Annotated in this window: 16 protein-coding genes; all 16 read right to left on the reverse strand. The window is 58.4% G+C overall.

The features are described 5' to 3' along the window. Nucleotides 1-438 precede the first annotated feature (438 nt). Nucleotides 439-2538, reverse strand: a complete 2100-nt coding sequence (locus NG653_RS14185) for a tetratricopeptide repeat protein (RefSeq protein ID WP_252742381.1) — start codon at nt 2536-2538, stop codon at nt 439-441. Nucleotides 2539-2650: 112 nt separating this feature from the next. Continuing rightward, complete coding sequence (locus NG653_RS14190; RefSeq protein ID WP_252742382.1) at nt 2651-6295, reverse strand: ABC transporter permease/M1 family aminopeptidase; 3645 nt, start codon at nt 6293-6295, stop codon at nt 2651-2653. Nucleotides 6296-6304: 9 nt separating this feature from the next. Beyond that, nucleotides 6305-7192 (reverse strand): ABC transporter ATP-binding protein, encoded by an 888-nt coding sequence (locus tag NG653_RS14195; RefSeq protein ID WP_252742383.1) that lies wholly within the window; start codon nt 7190-7192, stop codon nt 6305-6307. A gap of 126 nt (nt 7193-7318) precedes the next feature. Further along, nucleotides 7319-9136: an AMP-dependent synthetase/ligase gene (locus tag NG653_RS14200; RefSeq protein WP_252742384.1), complete on the reverse strand. Its 1818-nt coding sequence runs from the start codon at nt 9134-9136 to the stop codon at nt 7319-7321. 34 nt (nt 9137-9170) lie between these two features. Next, complete coding sequence (locus tag NG653_RS14205) at nt 9171-9656, reverse strand: MaoC family dehydratase (RefSeq protein WP_252742385.1); 486 nt, start codon at nt 9654-9656, stop codon at nt 9171-9173. Between the two features lie 9 nt (nt 9657-9665). After that, nucleotides 9666-10403, reverse strand: a complete 738-nt coding sequence (locus NG653_RS14210) for an SDR family NAD(P)-dependent oxidoreductase (protein WP_252742386.1) — start codon at nt 10401-10403, stop codon at nt 9666-9668. Between the two features lie 53 nt (nt 10404-10456). Continuing rightward, nucleotides 10457-11434 (reverse strand): NADPH:quinone oxidoreductase family protein, encoded by a 978-nt coding sequence (locus NG653_RS14215; RefSeq protein ID WP_252742387.1) that lies wholly within the window; start codon nt 11432-11434, stop codon nt 10457-10459. Between the two features lie 6 nt (nt 11435-11440). Next, nucleotides 11441-12445 (reverse strand): NADP-dependent oxidoreductase, encoded by a 1005-nt coding sequence (locus tag NG653_RS14220; protein ID WP_252742388.1) that lies wholly within the window; start codon nt 12443-12445, stop codon nt 11441-11443. A 5-nt stretch (nt 12446-12450) separates the two neighbouring features. Beyond that, nucleotides 12451-13224, reverse strand: coding sequence for an enoyl-CoA hydratase/isomerase family protein (locus NG653_RS14225; protein ID WP_252742389.1), 774 nt, complete (start codon nt 13222-13224; stop codon nt 12451-12453). 18 nt (nt 13225-13242) lie between these two features. Further along, nucleotides 13243-14001: an SDR family NAD(P)-dependent oxidoreductase gene (locus tag NG653_RS14230; RefSeq protein WP_252742390.1), complete on the reverse strand. Its 759-nt coding sequence runs from the start codon at nt 13999-14001 to the stop codon at nt 13243-13245. Next, nucleotides 14001-15080, reverse strand: a complete 1080-nt coding sequence (locus NG653_RS14235) for a phosphotransferase family protein (protein ID WP_252742391.1) — start codon at nt 15078-15080, stop codon at nt 14001-14003. Before NG653_RS14235 ends, NG653_RS14230 begins: the two co-directional genes overlap by 1 nt. Then, nucleotides 15073-16296: an acyl-CoA dehydrogenase family protein gene (locus NG653_RS14240; RefSeq protein WP_252742392.1), complete on the reverse strand. Its 1224-nt coding sequence runs from the start codon at nt 16294-16296 to the stop codon at nt 15073-15075. Before NG653_RS14240 ends, NG653_RS14235 begins: the two co-directional genes overlap by 8 nt. A gap of 25 nt (nt 16297-16321) precedes the next feature. Next, nucleotides 16322-17098: an SDR family NAD(P)-dependent oxidoreductase gene (locus NG653_RS14245; protein ID WP_252742393.1), complete on the reverse strand. Its 777-nt coding sequence runs from the start codon at nt 17096-17098 to the stop codon at nt 16322-16324. Between the two features lie 39 nt (nt 17099-17137). Then, nucleotides 17138-18949, reverse strand: coding sequence for an acyl-CoA dehydrogenase family protein (locus NG653_RS14250; protein WP_252742394.1), 1812 nt, complete (start codon nt 18947-18949; stop codon nt 17138-17140). A 51-nt stretch (nt 18950-19000) separates the two neighbouring features. Continuing rightward, nucleotides 19001-19744 (reverse strand): DUF6090 family protein, encoded by a 744-nt coding sequence (locus tag NG653_RS14255; protein WP_252742395.1) that lies wholly within the window; start codon nt 19742-19744, stop codon nt 19001-19003. 316 nt (nt 19745-20060) lie between these two features. After that, nucleotides 20061-21788 (reverse strand): NHL repeat-containing protein, encoded by a 1728-nt coding sequence (locus NG653_RS14260; RefSeq protein ID WP_252742396.1) that lies wholly within the window; start codon nt 21786-21788, stop codon nt 20061-20063. Between the last annotated feature and the right edge of the window lie 261 nt (nt 21789-22049).

Raw genomic sequence — 22049 nt, forward strand, 5'->3', positions numbered from 1 at the left:
AGGGCAATCAAAATCCCGATCACCACCAGCACGATCTCCCCGAAGGCATACAGCAGGTATCGGTTGATCTTATTTTCGGCAAGCAGGCGTTGGCGCAGGGTGCGGAAGAAACGGAACAAGGGGGTTGGGTCTTTAGGTTGCCACAAGATACGGGTTATTGGGGGAAGTTGACAATTCCATGTAAATGTCATTTCGAACCGAGCGGAGCGAAGGTGAGAAATCTCATAAATGGTGTGCAGGTCTTCCTTGAGGAGATTTCTCAGTCGCTGCACTCCTTCGAAATGACATTTCCGTGGAAATGTCATTTCGAACCCCGACGTAGGAGGGGTGAGAAATCTCTTTAATGGTGTGCGGTCATTTTAGATGAGGTTTCTCACTCAGTCGTCCCGATAGCTATCGGGATCGGGACTTCCTTCGAAATGACACGGCATTATTACCTCACAAAAACCCATTCGCCTGCAGGAAGTCCACAAAGCGGCCGTCTTGCCGGATTTCGGCGATAAAGCGGGGATCTTTCATCAGGTTCGGGTAGTTCCAGGGGTCGGCGCAGATCGATTCGAAGCTCGTCATGGAAATGGTCTGTTTCACTACCTGCTCGTAGTAGTAGTACACCTTTTCCGGGAGGATGAGGTCCACCGCCTGCAACAGGACCGAGCGTTCCACGGCGCCCAGGGGGAAGCTTTCGTTCTGCAGCACGGGCAGGGCCAGGGCCTCGATCTTTTGGGCGGCCACTTCGGGTTCCCCGGAGAGGAAATCGACCTTGGGCAGGTACACCTGGGGGTTAAACACGCAAACCGAGTTAGGGTTGATGGGCTTCAGGACGATGTTGCGCACCTCCTCCAGGATGGCCGCGGCTTCGCCTTCCTGCTGGTGTTCGAGCAGCAACCTCGACTGGTTGATGAAGTCGTTGGCCACCAGGGGGCACATCCAGTCTCCGTGGTCTGCGATATGCGCCTGGTGCTTGCCCTTCCAGTCGCGGTGGTAGGCGTCAAACTCCCCGGAGAACATGGCCACGGTCATTTCCATGTTCTTGATGGCCCGCTCGTCCCAGGGGTTTTCAGCGTTGCTCGTTTCCACGCGCTGCCGGAAGGCCTCGAAGGCTTCCTGCGACCCCGATTCCAGGAACTTGTAGTAGGCGGCTTCCACCAGGTAGTGTTTCTGTTCGGGATACAATTCGGCCAGGCGCTCCAGGAAGGGCACCATTTTGGCGTATTCGCCCTTTAGTTCATAGACAAAGCTCAGGCCATAGCTGATAAAGCCGTTGGTCTGGGTGAGTTTAAAGGCGCGTTCCAGGATGTCCTGGGCTTTGTCGAGCTCCCCGAAGGAAACGTACAGCTGCGAGAGGTTCCGCATGGTAAGCACGTCGCTGGGGTTTTGTTCCAGGGCTTGCTCAAAAGCCTTCAGGGCCCTGAGCGGGTCCTTTTCGATAAGCATGTAGTACACCCCTTCCTCGCTCAGCACGTCCCAGCTCGAGGGGGCCAGGCTTTTGGCTTTTTGCAGGGCCAGTTCGGCGGCCTCCCGCACTTCCTGCATCCGGGCCTCCTGCCCCTCCAGCTTGGAGAGTTGGTTGTAGGCGCCCCCATTGGCGGTAACCAGCAGCGCCCAGGCCTTTACGAACCCTGGATCGGCCCGTACCGCCTTTTCGAGCAGGGCGATGGATGAGGTAATGTCTTCGTAGCTGGCCCGGGGCTGGTTGAGCAGGTTGCGGGCCTTCAGGTAGTCGTCATAGGCCGCCAGGTTCTCCGTGGGGGCCGCTTCCAGTTCCCTGGCTTCATCGAGGGAAAGGTTGGCCTGCAGCTTTTCGGAAATCACCGTGGCGATATCGGCCTGCAGGGCAAAGAGGTTCTCGAGGCGGCCGTTGTATTCGTGCGACCAAACCACCTGGTCGGTCTGGCTTTCAATAAACTGGATGCTGATGCGGATCTGATCCTGCCACCGTCGTACCGACCCCTGCATGATGAAGTCGGCATTCAGCTTGCGGCCCACGTCTTTGAGGTCCCCCTCGTAGTCGCGGTAGGGCAGCACCGACGATTTTGACATGATCCGGAACTCTTTTACCCCGGCCAGGCGCGTCATCAGGTCTTCGTGCACCCCTTCGGTAAAAAAGGTGTCTTCCTCCGAGGCGCTCTGGTGGGTAAAGGGGAGCACGGCAATAGTGCTCAGTTTCCCGCTTTCCCCGTCCACGGAGCCGGTAAGGTTAAAGGCCTTGTCGGCCAGGAGGAGGGCCAACGCCAGGGTCAACCCGAAAATGATGTAGCGGGTAGAGCGGGTTTTGGCCTGCGGGGGGGCCTGTTCGGCGTCTTTCGCGTCCGCAGTGGTCCGGATCCCCTCAGGGGTCCATTCATAGATCCACGAAATAACCAACCAGATCGGAAAACCGATCAGCAGGGCGATAAACACCCACCGCTGGTAGGCCATGGCGATCTGCAGGATCGGGAATATAATGGAAACGATCTGCAGGAGGAGCCAGGAAAACACCACGTAGGCCAGCGCCCCTTTAAACACGTTCCGCCTTTGGAGTTCCTTTATCAGTTTCATCTGCGTTCAGCAACTGGTTCCGGGTGCAACGGGCCGGCCGGGGTTACAGGAACCCCGCCGCCCGGCTGCCGGCACCACAAGGTACTAAATTATGGACCATCAGGCACAACCCTTATCCTGCTTCCACATCCGTCGTATTGTCGTCGGGGATGCGGTCGATCAGCTTGTTGTACGGGTCGATGCCCGCCTTTACCGGGAGGCCCTTCACCTGTATGGTGATGGTGGACTGCCCTGGCGGGATGCGGTGCTTCTGCAGGTACAGCGGGTTTACCCGGGTGCGGCCGTTTTCGTCCAGGTCTTCGGCGGCAAACACCCCAATGTCGACCCAGTCGGCCTCATATGAAGCATCATCTTCCTTCCCGGTTTCGTCGGCATACAACTTCTGCGAGCGCACCTTCAGGGTAAGCTCGTAATGCTCCTCGCCCAGCTTTTTCACCTCCACGGCTTCCGCCCGGTTGTCGTACAGGGTGATTTTGTTCCAGGTGTCGTCGAGGTAGTACTGCAGGCTGTCGGGGGTGGCGGCCTTTAGGTGCCGGTACAGGTCCGAACTGCCCGGAAAGGGCGGGTGGAGCTTCAGGCCGAATTCCCGGTTGAAGCTGTACAGGGCCGAATCCATGGCCTGTTCCCCGATGAGGTCCCTGAGGCCGTACAGGATGAGGCTGCCCTTGTTATACCACTGGTAGGGGCGGTTGCAGTTGATAAAGACGTTTTCTTTCTTCCCCTCGTTGGACCGGCCCCGAAGGTAGTCGTCGAGCTCGTCCTTCAAAAAGCGCTTCATGTTGTCTTTCCCATACCGCCGTTCCGAGAGGATGAGGGCCGAAAATTCGGCCAGGGCCTCGGAGATCAGGTTCGACCCCCGGGTGTAGTTGGGGGTAATCTGGTGGCCCCACCACTGGTGGGCCAGCTCGTGGGCGGTCACGTAGTACACGTAATCGAAGTCGTTGGGGTCCGAAAAATCAGCCACCCACCCAAAGCTCTCCGAAAACGGCACGGTGTTGGGGAAAGACTGGGCAAAGCCCGCATAGCGCGGGAATTCCAGCAGGCGCATCTGGCGGAACTGGAAGTTGCCATAAGTCTCGGAAAAATACGTCAGCCCGTCCTTGTACGACTGCAGGAACCGGTCAAGGTTATAGGTGTGCTCCGGGTGGTGGAAAATCTCGATGGCCACTTTTTGCCCGTCCGGCAAAACGGCCTCGTCGCGCAGCACGTCGTACTCAGCCGATACAAAGGTAAAGAACGATTGAATGGGCGTATCCTGGATGTAGTGGAAGTACCGGCGGCCGTCTTCTTCCCACTCGCGCTGCAGGTATCCCGGTGCCACCGCAATCTGGGAAGGCACGGTACTTACCACGGCTTCAAAGGCGATAAAATCGGCCTCATCGGCAAAGAGCAGGGTACGGCGCCCCTGGGGGTCGTCGTGGGGCGGCAGGTCCTCGGGTTTCTCGGGGAGGCCGTATTTGCGGCGGTCTTCATCGGAATTGATTTCCCCCTGGGGGTTATAGCCGATATCGGGGATGCCCCCGCTGAAGAAGGAGCCGTTGTAGACCAGTTCCCGGTCGTAGCCCGAGTTCGGGAACCCCTCATTGGAAGCCCTCGCCACGATGGTCAGGCGGAGCGTGTCGCCCGGCATCATCGGTTTGGGCAGGGCAGTGATCCGGTACCATTCCCGCTCCGGCTTCTTCCCGAAGACCTGGAATTTGGGCGGGGCGTACTGCAACGGGAACCGGTAGGGCAGGGTGTCGCCCCCCAGCAGCACCTGGAAATCGGTCAGGGCAGTGGAATTGAAATGGATGGAATCGATGGGTACTTCCGTTTTGTTCACCAGGTCGACCTTCGCCCGAAATTCGGCCCTCCGCTCCATGGGGTACAGGTCGGCCCCAATGGAGATGGCCGTGTATTTGGGCTGGGGGATGCCTTCGTATTTCTTGAGCTGCTTTTCGTAATCGGCCTGCCGCTGCTCGCTTTCGTCCGGGGTCAGGTAGGTCCTTTTGTACACCACATTCTGGAAGATGTAGGCCCCGGATGCCAGGGCGATGGCCAGGAAGACCAGGGCGACTTTCTGGGGCGCCCCCATAAACCGTTTCCTGGCCGTATTCCAGCGGCTTTTGAAGGTGTTTTCGCTGCCCCGGCTGAAAAACACGCTGAAGAACAGGACCAGGAAAAGGCCCCAGGCCGTCCAGTACAGGTTGTACCAGAACAGGGAGGTGCCAAAGTGCCCCAGCCCGTTCATGTCGCTCCAGGTGTAGCCGGGCTTGTAGCTGAAAAAGAACAGGTTGAAGTTGTAATCGGCAAAATTCTGCAGGATCAGGATCACCAGCCAGATTCCGATGGCGGCGGCGTGGCCGGCGAATTTGTTGTTCACCACCAAATGCACCGCAAAGACCAGCATGGTCATCTGCAGGTAATCGGGCAGCGATATCAGGTACGAGTCAGTCAGGTACACCCCGAAATCGTAATCGAAGTAGCCTTTGAGGGTCTGTATGATCACCCCTACCACAATGGGCAGGGTCGTCAGGGCCACGCAGATGGCAGCCATGCCGATAAACTTGGAGGCGATCACCACCCAGTCGCGCACCGGGAAGGTATCGTTGATGATGGAGTACCCGGTGGCCTTGTCGCGGTGCAGGCTTTCCCCCGTAAAGAACACGATGATGATAAAGACAAAGAGGTTGTAATCAAATGTCTTGTACTGCATCAAAAAGGAGGTGGACGGGAAATTCGGGACGCTGTAGAGGGTAAACCCGATCCAGAAGTCCAGGATCAGGAAGATGAGACCGCCTAACAGGATGGACCGGAAATAAATGTCCTTAAGCACGTTTTGCACCTCGATGCGGGCCAGGGTACGCAGGCTCGACCACTGGTAGCCTTTTGAAAAATCGGCCACCGGGGCCACCGGGGTCCATTCGCCTTCGGCTTCCGGTTGTTTTTTTGTTTTTTTCGCCTTGCGGTCGGCCATGAAGAAATACGAGAAGTTGAACCGCAGGTAGGCCGCGATGAAGAAGGCAAGGCCTATGCCGAACCAGAGCAGGCGGTTCCAGAGCAGGTTGCCTTCCAGGGGGAGGAAAAAGGAGTTTTTCTCATACGGGGTCAGGTAGCGGGTCTGGAAGTCGAAGGTGTTCAGCCCGAACGGGTCGATCAGCTGCACCAGGTCTTTGTTTTCGATGTCCTGGGCCAGGAAATTGGCCAGCAAATACCCGATAAAGATCACAATGCCCCCCGAATAGATGGAGCGGATGTTGCGGGTAAACACGATGAGCGCGAAAAACAGTGACCCCGCCAGCCACAGGTTGGGTACCAGAAGGGTGGCCCAGGGATAGAGGTAATTCATCAGCAGGTTGGGTCCGTAGCGCCCTGCCTCGGTGCCGAAAACCGGCCCCAGGAGGCTCCCCAGCAGGATGCCCAGCAGGGCCCCGCTGGAAATGAACATCAAGGTTGCGAAGGATCCCCAGAACCGCCCCATAAAGTATGCGGTTTTGGTGATGGGGTAGCTGAATAGGAAGGTGCCCGTTTTGTGTTCCAGGTCGCGGTACAGGGGCACCCCCATGACGGCGGAGGCGATCAGGATCCCGAAAATCGAAATCAGGAGCAGGAGCTCGGCAATCACAACGGGGGCGTTGTGAAACACTTTTTCCGAAGCCGGGGTGTTCCCGAACCCGATCAGGAGCATGGGCACAATGGTCAGCAGCAGGAAATAGATCCAGGTGGCCGGCCGGCGGAAGCGGTACTTAAGCTCGAAAATGAAAATGTCCTTAAACATGGCGGCGGGTTATATGGTGATGGGATCTACTTTCTTTGAAATATAGCTGAAGTAGACGTCCTCCAGTTCGGCCGCGGCGGGTTCGAACCCGTTGCCGGGAGCCGTATCGCTTTCCACGCGCAGGCTGAGCTTCCCTTCGATGAGTTTGGTGGAGATCACATTGTACTCTTCCCGGTAATGGTCCAGGTCGGTTTTTTCGATGGCCTTCTGGAAGATCCGGCCGCTTACCTCCGCCAGGCCGTCGTGGGGCTTGCCCTGCATCAGCACTTCGCCCATGCAGATGATCGCCATGTTGGAGCAAAGCGTATTGACATCCTCAACGATGTGGGTGGAGAGGATCACAATGGTGTTCTCCCCGATTTCCGATAGCAGGTTGTAGAACCGGTTCCTTTCGGAGGGGTCGAGGCCTGCAGTAGGCTCATCCACGATAATCAGGCGGGGGCTGCCCACCAGGGCCTGGGCAATGCCGAAGCGCTGCCGCATACCACCGGAATAGGTCCCCAGGGCTTTTTTTCGGTCTTTGTAGAGGTTTACCCGGTTCAGCAGGAACGACACCAGGTCTTTGCGCTCCCTGGCGTTGCCGATCCCCTTCATCTGGGCGATGTGGTTGAGCATGGTCTCGGCGTTGATCCGGGGATAAAGCCCGAAATCCTGGGGGAGGTAGCCCAGGCATTCCCGAACGGCCTGTTTGTCCTGGAGCACGTCGATGCCATCTAGGGTAATGGAGCCGGAGTCGGCATCCTGGAGGGTGGCGATGGTGCGCATCAGGGTTGATTTCCCGGCCCCGTTGGGGCCGAGCAGGCCAAACATCCCCTGGGGGATATTCAGGGACACGTCCCGAAGGGCCTGGACCCCGTTGGAATAGGTTTTGGATAGATTCTGGATGGTTAGTTGCATGGTTCAGCGTTGTTTTAAATGGGTGAAGGGGGCAGGGTTATGCCCGGAATATCAGGGGGTTTGCCTGGTCAAGATAGGGAAACTTTAACATTGTTCGTCGGGCGCGACTTAAAAAAGTTACGCGGGTCAGGCGTAAATCGCGGCAATTTCCTTTTCGAACTTCCTACGGATTACCCGCCTTTTGAGCTTTAAGGTGGGGGTCAGTTCCGCTTCGGACCCGTCCTGGTGGATGGGCAGCCAGGGATTGGGCACCAGACGGAATTTCTTGATCTGTTCGATATGGGAGAATTCCGGGTTGAGGCGGTCGACGATTTTCTGGTACTTTGAAACCACCTTTTTGTGTTCGATCATCTCCGGGAGGCTCGTCCAGGGGATGCCCTTGTGCTCGCACCAGTTTTTGAGGGCTTCCTCTGCCGGGACGATCAGGGCCGAAACAAACTTCTGTTGTTCCCCGACTACCATGATCTGTTCCACCAGGAAGTCCTCCCGGAACCGGTTTTCAATGGGGGCGGGGGCCACGTATTTGCCGCCGGAGGTCTTCAGGAGCTCCTTTTTGCGGTCCGTGATTTTCAGGAATTGCCTGCCATCCGTGCCCGTCACAAACCTGCCGATATCGCCGGTGCAAAACCAGGTTTTCCCGTCGATTTCCTTAAAGACTTCCGCGGTGGCTTCGGGTTTTTTGTAGTAGCCGAGCATAATATTCGGCCCATGGGCGAGGATTTCCCCCTCCCCTTCCCGGTACTCCCCTGAAGAACTGTCGATCTGCAGCTCCACACCGTCCACCACACACCCGACGGTGCCCAGCAGGGTGCCGTGGGGCTCCATCCGGTTTCCGGTTAGGGTGGGCGCCGTTTCGGTAAGGCCGTAAGCCTCTTTGATGTTGATGCCGGCCCCGCAAAATACCTTCAGGATTTTTACCGGGCACGGGGCGGCCCCGGTGACCACCATCCGGACATTCCCCCCCAGGGCAGCCCGCCATTTGCTGAAAATCAGCCGGTCTGCCACCTTCCATTTCAGGCCTTCCACAAAGGAGCGTTTCTGGTCAGGGGCGTAGTCGTCGGTGAGGCTGAGGGCCCAGAAGAACAGCTTTCGTTTGACGCCTTCCAGGGCAAGCCCTTTGTTGTAGATGGCCTCATAGATTTTTTCCAGCAGGCGGGGGACCGTGGTAAAGGCCACGGGCTGCACGGAGGCCAGGTCGCCCTCCGGGCCGCTGAGGTTGTCGGTGCCGCAATAATAGACGGAGACCCCTTTGTAGAAATACACAAAAGAAACGGCCCGTTCGTAAATGTGGCACATGGGCAGGAAGCTGAGCGCTTTTTCACCGGCTTCTATAGCCAACAGGTCGGCGGTTTTCAGCACCACAAACATAATGTTGGCATGGGTGAGCATCACCCCTTTGGGGTTCCCGGTGGTCCCTGAGGTATAGATAATGGTGGCCAGGTCGTCGGCCTTAATGGCATCCATAACAGGTTTCAGCGCCGCGGTGCCCCCGGGGTCAAAAATGTCCTTCCAGAAGGGCCGGTCTGGCTGGGGGTCGAAGGTGTAGATTTTGGCCAGCGAGGGGGTATTCTTTTGGGCTGCGGAGAGTTTGTCATACAGGTCGAGCCCCCCGCAGAAGGCCATTTTTACCTCCGCTTCATTGAGGATATACTCGTATTCCCCCGTACTGATGGTAGGGTAAAGCGGGATGCTGATAAGCCCGGCCATCTGGATGGCGAAGTCCATCACCAGCCATTCCGGCCGGTTTTTGTAGGCCACCAGGGCCACGGTGTCGCCCGGCTTCAACCCCGATTTCAACAGGCCCGCGGCAGCCTGTTCCGCTGCAGTCTGCACATCGAGGGAACTGTAGGAAACCCAGTTGCCGTCGCCGTTTCGGGCACTTACGGCTTTGGTGAGGGGCAGGTTTTCCTGCTGGTGGTAGAGCAAATCGAAAAGGCGGGTCATAAGGAGTTGGTTTTTAGCGGTTTTTAAGATACAATTAAATTGAATCTCTCTGCCCCCCTGCAAACATCAGGCTCACAAATTCAGCCACACAGGCAGGCTTGGGGCTGTGCTCCAACTCCAGGATGCAATTCCAGGTGACCCTGACCCCTTCCTCCCCGTAAGGTTCCACCCCGGCCACCCGGGCCCGTAAGCGGACCCGGCTCCCCGAGGGCACCGGGCTGGGGAAGCGCACCTTGTTCAGGCCGTAATTGACGCCCATAGTGGCAGATTCCACCGCAATCAGGTCGCCCAGCAGGCCCGACAGGAGGGAAAGGGTTAGGAACCCGTGGGCCACGGTAGTCCCGAAGGGGGAATGCAGCCGGGCTTTTTCCGCATCGGTATGGATCCACTGATCGTCGCCGGTGGCCCGGGCAAAGGCGTCGATCATTGCCTGTGTCACCGCCACCCAGTCGCCTTCCGGGAGGTCTTTGCCTTCCAGGGCACGAAGGGCGCTAAAGTCATGTAGCTGTAATTTTGCCATCTCCCTGGTTTAACGTGCGGTTCCCCCGTCAATGGTCAGGCATATGCCGGAAACAAACCGCGCCTCATCGGAGGCGAGGTACAGGTAGCCGTAGGCGATATCGATGGGCTGGGCAACGGTCCCCAGGGGGATCGCTTTTTTGATCGCCTCGAAATGCGCCTCGGGGATCTGCTGCACCATTTCAGTCATGGTGAACCCGGGGGCCACGGCATTGGCTGTGATGCCATATTTGCCGAGTTCCATGGTCCAGGTCTTGGCCATGGCGATAACCCCGGCTTTGGTGGCCGCATAATTCGTCTGCCCGAAGTTCCCCCTCAGGCCCACATTGGAGGCCGCGCTTACGATGCGGCCATACTGCTGGGCCTTCATGTAGGGCACAGCCGCCTGGGTGCAGGTAAAGACCCCTTTTAAATTCACGTCCACCACGGCGTCCCATTCTTCCTCGCTCATTTTTTCGAGGGTCCGGTCGCGGGTAATGCCCGCATTGTTGATCAGGATGTCGAGGCGGCCATAGGTTTGGTGGACGTGCTTAAAAAGCGCCTCCACCCCCGCCCGGTCGGTTACCGAAACCGAATGGAATTCCGCGGTGCCCCCGGCCTTGCGGATCCCTTCGGCCACCTGCCGGCCCTCGGGCAGCAGGTCCATTACGATGACCGTGGCGCCTTCCCGGGCGAAAAGTTCGGCAATGGCCTGCCCGATGCCCCGGGCCCCCCCGGTCACCACGGCAATTTTGTCTTTGAGTCTCATAGGCAATAGTTCTGTTTACGTTGCTTTTTTATTTGATCGGTCCGGGGCGGGGTTCAGCCCACCTGTACTACGACCTTCCCCTTAACTTCCCGCTGCATCAGCGCTTCAATGGCTTTGGGCGCGTCTTCCAGGGCGAATACCTCGTGGAGGTGGGGCGAAAGCTTCCCACCGGCATACCAGGCCATCAACTCCCTGGTGTTGGCGAGGTTTTCCCCGGGGTGGGTCATGGCAAATTGTCCCCAGAACACCCCCACCAGGGAAGCCCCTTTGAGCAGGGGCAGGTTCAGGGGGATTTTCGGGATTTCCCCGGCGGCAAACCCTACGACCAGCAGCCGCCCGCCCCAGGCGATGGCCCGGAACGCGGGCTCGCTGTACGGGCCGCCCACCGGGTCGAGGACCACGTCCACGCCCCTGGACCCCGTGAGTTCCTTAAGGGCCGTTTTCAGGTCGGTTTCGGTGTATTGCACGGTATGGTCGGCCCCGTATTCCCTGCAAAGGGCGAGCTTTTCGGGGGTGGAGGCGGCGGCGATCACCGTGGCGCCCATGCGTTTGCCGAGTTCCACGGCGGCCAGGCCCACCCCTCCCGAAGCGCCCAGCACCAGCAGGGTTTCCCCCGGTTTCAGGTGCCCGCGGTCTTTCAGGGCGTGGTAGGCGGTGCCGTAGGCCATCATAAAGGAAGCGGCCACTGGGAAATCCATCTCCGGGGGCTTTGGAAAGCACGCCCCGGCCGGGACGAGCACTTCCTCCGCCAGGCCGCCATGGGCCACAAACCCAATCACGGCGTCCCCCGGCCCTACGTGCCGTACCCCGGCCCCAACGGCCCTGACCACACCCGCCACGTCGCTGCCGGGGGTGAAGGGGAGCTCCGGCTTAATCTGGTACAAACCCCGGATGATGAGGGTGTCGGGAAAATTGATCCCGCAGGCCTTTACCTGCACCAACACCTCGTTTTCCCCGGGCCGGAGGTCGGCCACAGTTTCCAGGACCAGGCCCGAAGGGGGGCCGTATGCATTGCATCGAATGGCTTTCATAGCGGCTTATTCATCGAGTACTTTCAGCACCAGTTTCCCCATTTTATCGCCGGTAAACAGCCGGTTGAAGGTCTCCGGGAAGTTTTCGATCCCCTCGTACACGCTTTCGCGGCTTTTGAGTTTGCCGGCAGCGAGCCAGCCGCCCATTTCCCGGGCAGCTTCGCCGTACCGGTGGGCCCAGTCAAAAACGACCATCCCCTGCATGGTGGCGCGGTTGACCAAAAGGGACAAATAATTGGACGGGCCTTTGACGGCCGTTTTGTTGTTGTACTGTGAAATGGCCCCGCAGATCACCACCCGGGCGTGCTTGCGCAGGCGGGCCAGGGCGTAGTCGAGGATGGGCACGCCCACATTGTCAAAATACACATCGATGCCCTTAGGGCAGGTTTCCTTCAGCCGCTCCCGCACGTCCTCGTTCTTGTAGTCGATGGCGTGGTCGAACCCGAGTTCCTCCACCAAATAGCGGCACTTGTCGGGGCCTCCGGCAATCCCCGTAACCGTGCACCCCTTTATTTTGGCGATTTGCCCGACAACGCTGCCCACGGCCCCGGCCGCCCCGGAAACCACCACCACATCGCCTTCCTTTATTTTACCCACCTCGAGGATGCCGAAATAGGCCGTCATCCCGGGCATGCCCAGGGTGCCCAAATACGTGGGCAGGGGTGCAAAAGCAGGGTCTACTTTATGCCAGCCTTTTCCGTCGGCGACCGCGTATTGCTGTACGCCCCCCCCGCCGGCGACAAAATCGCCAACGGCAAACCCCGGCAGGTTTTTCACGGCCACGACCTCCCCAACCGAACCGGCGCGCATGACCGACCCGAGCGCCATGGGCTCGATATACGATTTGCCTTCATTCATCCACCCGCGCATGGCCGGGTCGAGGGAGACGTAGTGCTGGCGGATCAGCATTTGCCCCTCTGAAATTTCGGGGATCGGGGCGGTTTCCAAAGACCAGGTACCGGCGTCTGCGGCCCCCGCGGGGCGCTTTACGAACAGGAGTTGTTTATTCATTTTTGTCATGTGTTCTTTTTGTTTGAAAAACTTTGTACATAGGCCTCCATCTTCCTGCGGATTTCGGGTTTCCACCAGAGGGCGGCGGCTTCTTTAAGGGACAGGGAGGCATCGGGGTCGAGCCGGTCGAGCCAGGCTTTTCGCACCTTCTTTTTGGTGTTTGCCCAGATTTCCGGGTCGGCCTTCAGATACAGCTGCATCTGGGTTTCTGCCCGCTCCAGGACGCCTTCCAGGGGCACCAGCGCATCTACCAGCCCGGCCGACAGGGCCTCCGGGCCGGAGAGCAATTTCCCTTCCAGGAGGTAACGGCTCGCCAGGCCTTCGCCCATCCAGAAGGCATAGGCTTCGATGAGGTTTTGGGAGATCTGTATGTTGACTGCCACTTCATTCAACCCGATGGTATAGGCATCCCCCTCGGCCATATAGCGGTTATCGCAGGCAATGGCCAAAACGCACCCCCCGGCCGGGGAGTGGCCGGTGATGGCGGAGATCAGGGGTTTTGGGAATCGGGCCAACTGCACGTACAGGGCGCCAAAGGCTTCAAAGAAATCGGAGATCTGCTGCGGGTCGTACCCGATGAGTTCGATCAGGTCGAGCCCGGCGGAAAAATAGTGGGGCTTCCCGGCCAGGATCACCCCCCGTACCGAAGGGTCGCTTTCCAGGACGCGGAAGGCCTCCCGGAGCTCTGTGACCATGGCGGCATTGAGGGCGTTTACCTTTCCCCGGTCCATTTGGAGGATGGTGTAGCCGGGGTGGTCGATGCGCTTCAGGGTCTGCATGGGAGTTCTGTGTTAAGGTTAAATCAGGGAGGTCCCCCCGTCGAGGACCAGGGTTTGCCCTGTGATGAATTTGGCCTGGTCGGAGGCGAGCCAGGCGATGGCTTCGGCAATTTCTCCGGCTTCCCCGAAACGGTCCATGGGGATGAGCCGCCTGAGGGTTTCCTCCATCTCGGGGCGGAAGCCCAGCAGCCGGTCGAGCAGGGGGGTTTTTGTATAGCCGGGGCAGACGGCGTTAATGCGGATGTTGTCGCGCCCGTATTCCAGGGCCGCCGATTTGGTCATCCCGATCACCGCAAATTTGCTGGCGCTGTATGAGAGGTTGTACCCCGAGGGCTTCAGGCCGGCCAGGGAGGCGACGTTTACGATGGAGCCATGGCCCTGTGCCATCATCTGCCGCAAGGCGGCCTGCATGGTGTAGAAGACGCCCGTCTGGTTCACGGCGATCACGTTGTGCCAGTCGTCGTGGGTGTGTTCGGCGGTCTTGCGCTGCTCCTTCCCCCCGATGCCCGCATTGCTGACCACAATGTCGATGCTGCCGTAGGCCTGCGCGGCCGCGTCGAAAAAGGCGTCTACCTGGTCGCTCCGGGTAACATCCACGGCCTGTGCAAAGGCTGTGCCGCCAGAGGCGTTCAGTTCCCCCACCAGGGCTTCCAGGGCCCCCACATCGATATCCGATGCGGCGATGCGGGCCCCCAGGCCCGCCATGTGCCGGGCCGTGGCCGCCCCGATGCCGCTGGCCGCCCCTGTGATCAGTACGGTTTTGTTTTTCAGGTCCATTAGTGTAAATCGTCTATCTGGTTTTTTTCAATGGCCCTCCATGCCGCGTCGCAGCAAAGGGCCGAGGCCTTGTTCAATGTTGCAAACCGGGGGTCGGCCGTATGGCCGTGCACATACCGGAAATAGATCTGCTGGGCGATCACCGCCACCTTAAAGAGGCCGTAGGCGTAATAAAAGGTGAGGTGGGCAACGTCCCGGCCGCTTTTGGCGGCATAGGCCTCCACCACCTCAGAGCGACGCGGGTTCCCTGGCAGGACGGTGGGGGAGGGCAGCCCCAGTTTCATAAACTCCGGGTCTGAGGCCGTGGTCCAGTACCCCAGGGAGGTCCCCAGGTCCATCAGGGGGTCGCCCAGGGTACACATTTCCCAGTCGAGGATGGCTGCTACGGCAGTCCAGGTGGTGTCGGCAAACACGAGGTTGTCGTATTTGTAGTCGTTGTGGATCAGGCTGTGCTGGTAGGTTTTGGGCTGGTGCGCCTGCATCCAGGCCATCACCTTTTCCGCGGAGGGGACGGTATCCGTGGCGGCGGCCAGGTATTGCTTCCCCCAGTTGGTCACCTGCCGTTCCACGTAGCCTTCCGGCCGGCCCAGGGTTTCCAGGCCAGCCTCCCGGTAATCGATCTGGTGGAGGGCCGCGAAGGTGTCGAGCCAGGTGTTTGCAATGGTTTCAAATGCTTCCGGGGCCAGGTTCCTCTGTTGTGCCTCCCTGGCGGAAAGGATAATCCCATCCACCTTTTCCATGAGGTAAAAGGGGGCGCCCAGTACCTGCGGGTCGTCTGAAAACACATAAACTTCCGGCGTTTGTGGGAACACCGGGTGGAGCTTTTGGAGCACTTCGTATTCCCTCCCCATATCGTGGCCCCGTTTCGGGGCGGCCACCGGCGGGCGGCGAAGCACATATTGCTTCCCCTCGAATTCCAGCAGGTACGTGAGGTTCGAATACCCGTTCTTAAACTGACGCACCTCCAGCGGGCTGTCGGCATCCCGGAGCAACCCTGCCCCCAACAGGAATTTCCTCAATGGGGCTTCGGGCAATTCTTCCCCGGGCCGCACCGGGCGGGTGGACGGGTCTTCAATCATGGGCTGCGGTGTATTTTCGGATCGTGGCTTTCCCGAGCTGGCTCATGTGGACCTCGTCGGGCCCGTCTGCCAGGCGCAAACTCCGGGCGGCGGCGTAATAATGGGCCAGGGGCGTGTCGGCGCTCACGCCCAGGCCACCCATAATCTGAATGGCGCGGTCAATCACCGTGCAGGCCATGGAGGGGACTACGATCTTGATCATGGCAATCAGGTCCCTGGCCCCTTTGCTGCCCACGCGGTCGATTTTGTCCGCGGCGCTGAGCACCAGCAGCCGGGCCTGTTCGATTTCGCAGGCCGAGCGGGCGACCTCCTGCCGGATGCTCGAATAGGTGTCCAGCGTCCGGCCAAACGGGCTGCGCGAAATGGCGCGCTCCGACATCAGCTCCAGGGCGCGCTGGGCCATGCCGATCAGGCGCATGCAGTGGTGGATGCGGCCCGGGCCCAGGCGGCCCTGGGCGATTTCAAACCCCCTGCCTTCGCCCAAAATCAGGTTTGCCTTGGGCACGCGCACCGATTCCAGGACAATTTCGGCATGTCCTTCCGGGGAGTCGAGGTACCCGAAAACACTGAGGGGCCTGATGATGGTCAGGCCCGGTGCGTCCATGGGTACCAGCACCATGCTGTGCTGCTGGTGCCGGGGCGCCCCGAAATCGGTCTTGCCCATTACGATGGCAATTTTGCAGTCGGGGTCCATGGCCCCGGAAGACCACCATTTTCGCCCGGTGACCAGGTAGTCGCCCCCATCCGCGGTGATGGAGGTCTCCATATTGGTCGCGTCCGAAGAGGCCACCCCGGGTTCGGTCATCAGGAAGGCCGACCGGATCTTCCCTTCCAGCAGGGGGGCGAGCCAGGCTTCCTGCTGCCCCGGGCTCCCGTACCGCGCGAGTACTTCCATGTTCCCGGTATCGGGCGGGCTGCAGTTAAAGACTTCCGAAGCCCAGCGCGTACGCCCCATCAGCTCGGCCAGGGGGGCGTATTCCAGGTTGGTCAGCCCGGGGCTGAATTCGCCATAGTCGAGGGGCAGGAAGAGGTTCCAGAGCCCCGCTTCCCTGGCAGCGGCTTTCAGGGCCTCCAGCCCGGGCCACTTTTTCCAGAGGTTGGCGGGGTCGCGGTGGAAGGCTTCCACCTCCGCATCTACCGGGAGGACATGCATTTCCAGGAAGCGGCCCAACCGCTCCTGCAGTTCCCTGGATTTCTCGCTGGCTTCAAAATTCATAACCCTTGTTTCTGGTTCGTTGCATTTATCCGGTGACCATATACCCGCCATCGGCCACATACACCCCGCCCGTCATGTACGATCCGGCATCGGAGGCCAGGAGGAGTACCAGCCCGGCCATTTCCCCGGGCTGGGCGATCCTCCCCAGGGGTAGTTGTTTGGTGAACCGGGCCACCAGGGCTTCATCGGCCCAGAGCCCCTCGCTGAATTTGGTCTGGATGAGCCCGGGGCAGACCACATTGGCCCGGACCCCGTGGCGGCCCCATTCCTTGGCCTGGTTTTGGGTCAGGGCGATCAGGGCCGCTTTGGTGGCGCTGTACAACCCGAGGCCAAAGCCCGGGCGCAGCCCTTCCACCGAGGAAATATTGATCACACTCCCGCCCCCGGCCTGCTTCATGTGCGGGAGGGCGAGGTTAGACAGCAGCCAGGGCGCCTTGACGTTTATCTCCATGATTTTGTCAAAAACCCCTTCGTCCGACCCTTCCAGCGGGCCGTAGTACGGGTTGATGGCCGCGTTGTTCACCAGGATGTCGATACGCCCGAAGGTTTCCGCGGCTTTGGCAATCAGGCGCTCCCGCCCGGCCGCATCGCCGACATGGCACTGGATGCCTATGGCCTCCAGGCCTGCGTCGGCAAATTCTGCCGCCACTGCGTCCACGGCCTCCTGGTTCCGGCTGCTGACCACCACGCGGGCCCCGGATTCCGCCAGGGCCCGGGCGATGGCTTTTCCAATGCCCTTGCTGGAGCCGGTAACAATGGCCACCTTTCCGCTGAGGTCGAATGTTGAGGGGATGGGTTTCATAAGGGGTTTTCTTGTGGTGATGTTCTGCGCTATTGCGGGTTATTCAAACAGGCTGTCCTCCACGGAAACCGTCAGGTCCGCGGTGTTTAGCAAGATCCGCGCCTGGGCTTCGCTTTTGGGCAATTCATAGGTAAAGTAAAATTCCATCGCATGGATTTTGCTTTTATAGAACCCCTGCCCGTGTGTCGTATCGCCCTTCGAAATCGCCTGGTGGGCGTGCAGGGCCATGTCGAGCCAGAGCCACCCGACCAGGATGTTTCCGAAGAATTCCATAAACACGGTGGCATCGGCCAGGAAACGCTCATAATTCCCTTTGCCGGCATAGTTCATCAGGGAATCGAGCACCTTTTTCATCAACCCGGTTTTGCCGGCCAGGGTTTCTGCAAACGGCCTCAGGCCCTCCACGGCCATGGCGGCGGCGGTGGTTTTTCCCATTTCCCCGGCCAGGTGGGTCAGGGCGATCCCCTGGTCCATGGTGACCTTGCGCCCGAGCAGGTCCATGGACTGGATGCCCGTGGTGCCCTCGTAGATCGAAAAGATACGGATGTCGCGGTAGTACTGCTGCAGGATGAAATCGGAGCAGAACCCGTAGCCCCCAAGCACCTGCACCCCGTTGCTGACGGCTTCTATGCCCTTCTCCGACGGGTAGGTCTTGGCCACCGGGGTCAGGAGCTCGAGCAAATACCCGTATTTGCGACGCTCCGCTTCTTCCGGGTGGGTCTGGGAGAGGTCCTGGTATTTTGACGAAAGCAACACCAGGCTAAGGGCCCCTTCTGCGATCACTTTCTGGGTCAGGAGCATCCGCCGCACGTCGGGGTGGTTTATGATCAGGGTTTGCGCCTCGGACACGTCTTTTTTCCCGGTACTGCTCAGGGCCCGGCCCTGGGGCCGCTCCTTGGCGTAGGCAAGGGACGCCCGCCAGGCCGCCATGGCAATGGCGGCGGCCCCCCGCCCGACAGCGATGCGCGCCCCGTTCATCATCAGGAACATGTATTTGAGGCCCTGGTGGGGTTCCCCCACCAGCCAGCCCCGGCAGTCCTGGTGGTCGCCGAAAGACAGGTGGGTGGTACAGTACCCGCGCTGCCCCATTTTCTGGAAATCGCCCACGGTGTTGACATCGTTGAAGGCCAGGGACCCGTCTGCCGCGGGCCGGTGCTTGGGCACCACAAAAAGGGAAATCCCTTTGGTCCCCGCAGGCGCCCCCTCAATACGCGCCAGCACCAGGTGGACCACGTTTTCAACCCCTTTGTAATCGCCGCCCGAAATAAAAATCTTCTGGCCTGAAATCAGGTAATGGTCGCCCTGCGGGACCGCCGCTGTCACGATGTCGGACAGGGAACTCCCCGCCTGGGGCTCGGTGAGGCACATGGTGCCGTTCCAGTCGCCAGAAATCATGTGGGGCACGTAAGTGTCTTTCAACTGCCGGCTCCCGAAATGCAGGATGAGCTCAGCCGCCCCGAAGGTCAGCCCGAGGTACCCCGGCAGGTGGTTGTTGGCGGTTTCCTGTATATAGGCGGCCGCGGTAACCACCATGTTGGGCATTTGCAGGCCGCCGTCATCATAGTCGAACAAAGCGGCAGCCAGCCCCATTTCCTTTGCCCGTTTCATGTAGCGGGCCACCTGTGGATGCACATGTACCTCCCCGGCCTCAAAATGGGCGGGATGGGCATCCATTTCCCGGTAATAGGGGAAGAGTTCCTTTTCGGAAAAGTCGGTAACCGCATCGATAAAGAGCCCGACGGATTCCCGGTCGTAATCCGTAAACCGTTCCTGTTGCAACAGTTCGTCGAGGTGGTGGACTTCAAAGAGCAGGAATTTCAGCGTTTCGGAATCGAGGTATCGGGATGCCATGGGTAGGGTTTTTAATGCCGGGTTACTAAGATACAGGATAAAATTCAGGGATCAGGGCAGGGGGTCGGGGGGTTCTTTGGTATTTTCCCCGATGAGCCCCAGGATTTCATCTGAGGCGCGCAGCAGGTCCCCATAATACGCCTCCAACATCATGCTCTGGTAGTAGCGGGAAACCAGCAGGGCCTCCATGGTGTGGTCCGCCAGGAATTTTTCGGGGGCAATCTGAACGATTTCCCTCGGATCGTCTTTGTAGGCATTTTTTACAAATTCCCATTCGCTGTCTTTCTGGAAGATTTCCGGATAGTGCACATTGATATATGGCTCGTACTTGCCCTGTATTTGGTTATTTGCAATCTGCTCCCGTTCATTGACGCGTGCAATGAGGGCGTAATAATCGAGGAGGGCTGTTTGCAGGGGCTGCGAAAGGGAGGGGACCTCATTGGATTGCGTAATGGTTTCGAAGGCATTCCGGTTTGGCCGGAACTGGTGCTCGAGTTCCAGCATGCCGAGGTACTTTTTAAGGCTTTTGCTCATGGGGATCTGCGTCCTCATCTGCAGCAGGGCGGTATCGGCATAGTGCACAGAAGAGGTCATCATACTCTTGAGCTCCCGGAGTTGGGCCTGGTCTTCCTTCAGGTTTTGCCTCAGGATCACCAAATGGCTTGCTATGGATTTTTCAACCTTCTTTTCCTCATTCCAGGTATCGATCTGCAGGGCGATCAAAATGCCGATCACCACCAGGGCGATTTCGCCCAGGGCATAGGCCAGGTAGCGGGTCACCTTGTTTTGGGACATGAGTTCGCGGCGGATTTTTCTGAAAAAGTTAATCATGGCGCAGGATACGGAAGAAGCGAAGCAAGGGCGGTTGGGTCTTTAGGTCGCTACAAGATACGGGTTCTTGGGAAATCTCATGAATGATGTGTAGGTGTTGCCTGGAGAGGTTTCTCAGTCGTCCCCTGACGGGTCCTCCTTCGAAATCACCTCCAAAGAAAAACCCTGTAATTCAGTTGAATACAGGGTTTTAGAAGCGCTGACCCATTAATGGAATTCAACACGTGTCATAAAATCAATTCGTCCGGCAGCCAGGGTTCCAACCGGCCAGCAGGCGATCTTAACGCACCTTGTTGGCCGTGATTTTCTGAATGGTCTGGGATTCGCCTCCACTGATGTAAATGTCGCCTGACGGACCCACAGCTACGTCGTCCATAAACCATTGGGGGGGGAAAATGGGCAAACTACCCTGTAAAGGTTCCAGGCCATCGACGATGGTGGTTCTTTCCCCCGTGGAAAGGTCAATGCGGGACAGGCGGGAAACCCCTGCTGGCGACGGACCCTTGGTCTCATATACCAGCAGCCTTCCCTGGTTGTCCACAGCCATGCCTTCCGGGAAAGAAAGGCCGGAGAATACCACTTCGGTGGTTGGGGATCCACCCCCGAAATTGATTTGTACGATATCTCCCGTAGCCCAATCGGCCGCCCACACGGTTTCCCCGTCTGTGGCCATACCACTGGCCACCACCAGAGGCGCCACCAGGGAATTATCACTCATCCGTACGACACCACCCAGCACGAGGTCGGAGACGATAACTTCCCCCGTATTGATGCGAACGGCATCCATTGGGGCCTCAACCTGGGTGCCAAAGTCTTCTGTAACCCCGTCGGTCGGGTTCCAAACCTGTACTGTGGAACTGAGAAAGGAAGAAATGATCAGGTCGCTTCCAGCGGCTGAAATACCATTGGAAAGGGGTAACGAAAATACCCCGGGCGGCGGGATCAAAAAGCCCTTGTACTGTTCAGTTTGCCTGCCGCTGGTCCCATTGAATTCCCTTATATTGTAGATGTCGGCTGTGAATACCACGTCCTTATTATTTGGTCCTGCCAGTACAGCCAGGCCCTGGGGCATGATTTGCCCTCCGGGGCTGAGGATGCGGGCCTTCCCGCTGGGAAGGATCTCGGCCACCCAGCCTTCGTCGTTATTGGTCATGTAGAGGGAGCCATCTTCATCGAATACCATATTGTCCAGCCCGGGTTCCAGGGTGGTAAATAATGTTTTCTCCCCGGTGGTAACGTCGATCTTAAAGACCTCGCCGGTTTGGTCCAGCACGGTCAGCAATCCATCAGGCCCAAATTTGGCCGCTGCGGGATTCACAAATCCAGATGCCACTATTTCAAAGTCGCCCGTTTCCACATTTACCTTTATGACCTGCCCAAGGGCAAATAAAGGACCATACAAGAGTCCGTCGGGTCCGAAATCAAAGGAATTGAAAAACCCAAGGCAGAAGCCCGTAGGGCATTCGATAATGGTACGCGGGGTGTCAATAAGATCGGGGTCAAACTCATACAACCCGTCGCCAAGAAAGTCAAGGGCTATAAAAAGGCGCCCTTCATCATTGAATGCGATTGGGTTCACCCCGGGGAGAAAAGCTTGCTTGGTCACGATCCCGTCCGGGGTCCTGCGGCCAACTTCTCCTGTTATGATATCCGTCCAGTAAAGCGACCCATCCGGGCCAAAAACCAGATCATCCGGACTCTGAACCCCCTCCGTAATCCGGTCGATGATTTTACCGCTGTTTTTGTCCATCACGATAATCTCCTGCCCGTAAACGCTGGCTATATATAGATTGCCGTCAGGTCCAATGTCCACGCCATTGGCTCCATTCAGGGGGGCGCCCTTGACCAGGGTTTTTAGCACGGCATTTTTGGATTTGGCATTTGCCGCCTCCAGGGGTTCCTCGGTGTTCAGCACCGTATCCGGGCTGCAGGAAAAGACCAGCAGCAGGGCCGCCCATAAGGAGTACCTGCGTAAGGACAGTAATGATGGTTTTTCACTTGTTTTCATGTTATGATTGGTTTTAAAGGGTTAAGCGGCAAAAACGCAACCTTTATAACATGAAACAGAAACCGGGGGGTTCTTTATCGATAAAGCGGCAACAGGGGAGGCTTCAGGTATAAATTCCCTTCAAGATACAAATATTAATTTGATAATCAACATGTTGTGCGGGTTATCTTTTCTTTAAGAAATAGAGGAAACACCCTACGGGCACCTGTCATTCCGAACCCTGAAGTAGAGCGAAGCTCACTTCAGGGTGAGAAATCTCAT

The sequence above is a fragment of the Robiginitalea marina genome (assembly GCF_024006985.1).
Lineage (GTDB): Bacteria > Bacteroidota > Bacteroidia > Flavobacteriales > Flavobacteriaceae > Robiginitalea > Robiginitalea marina.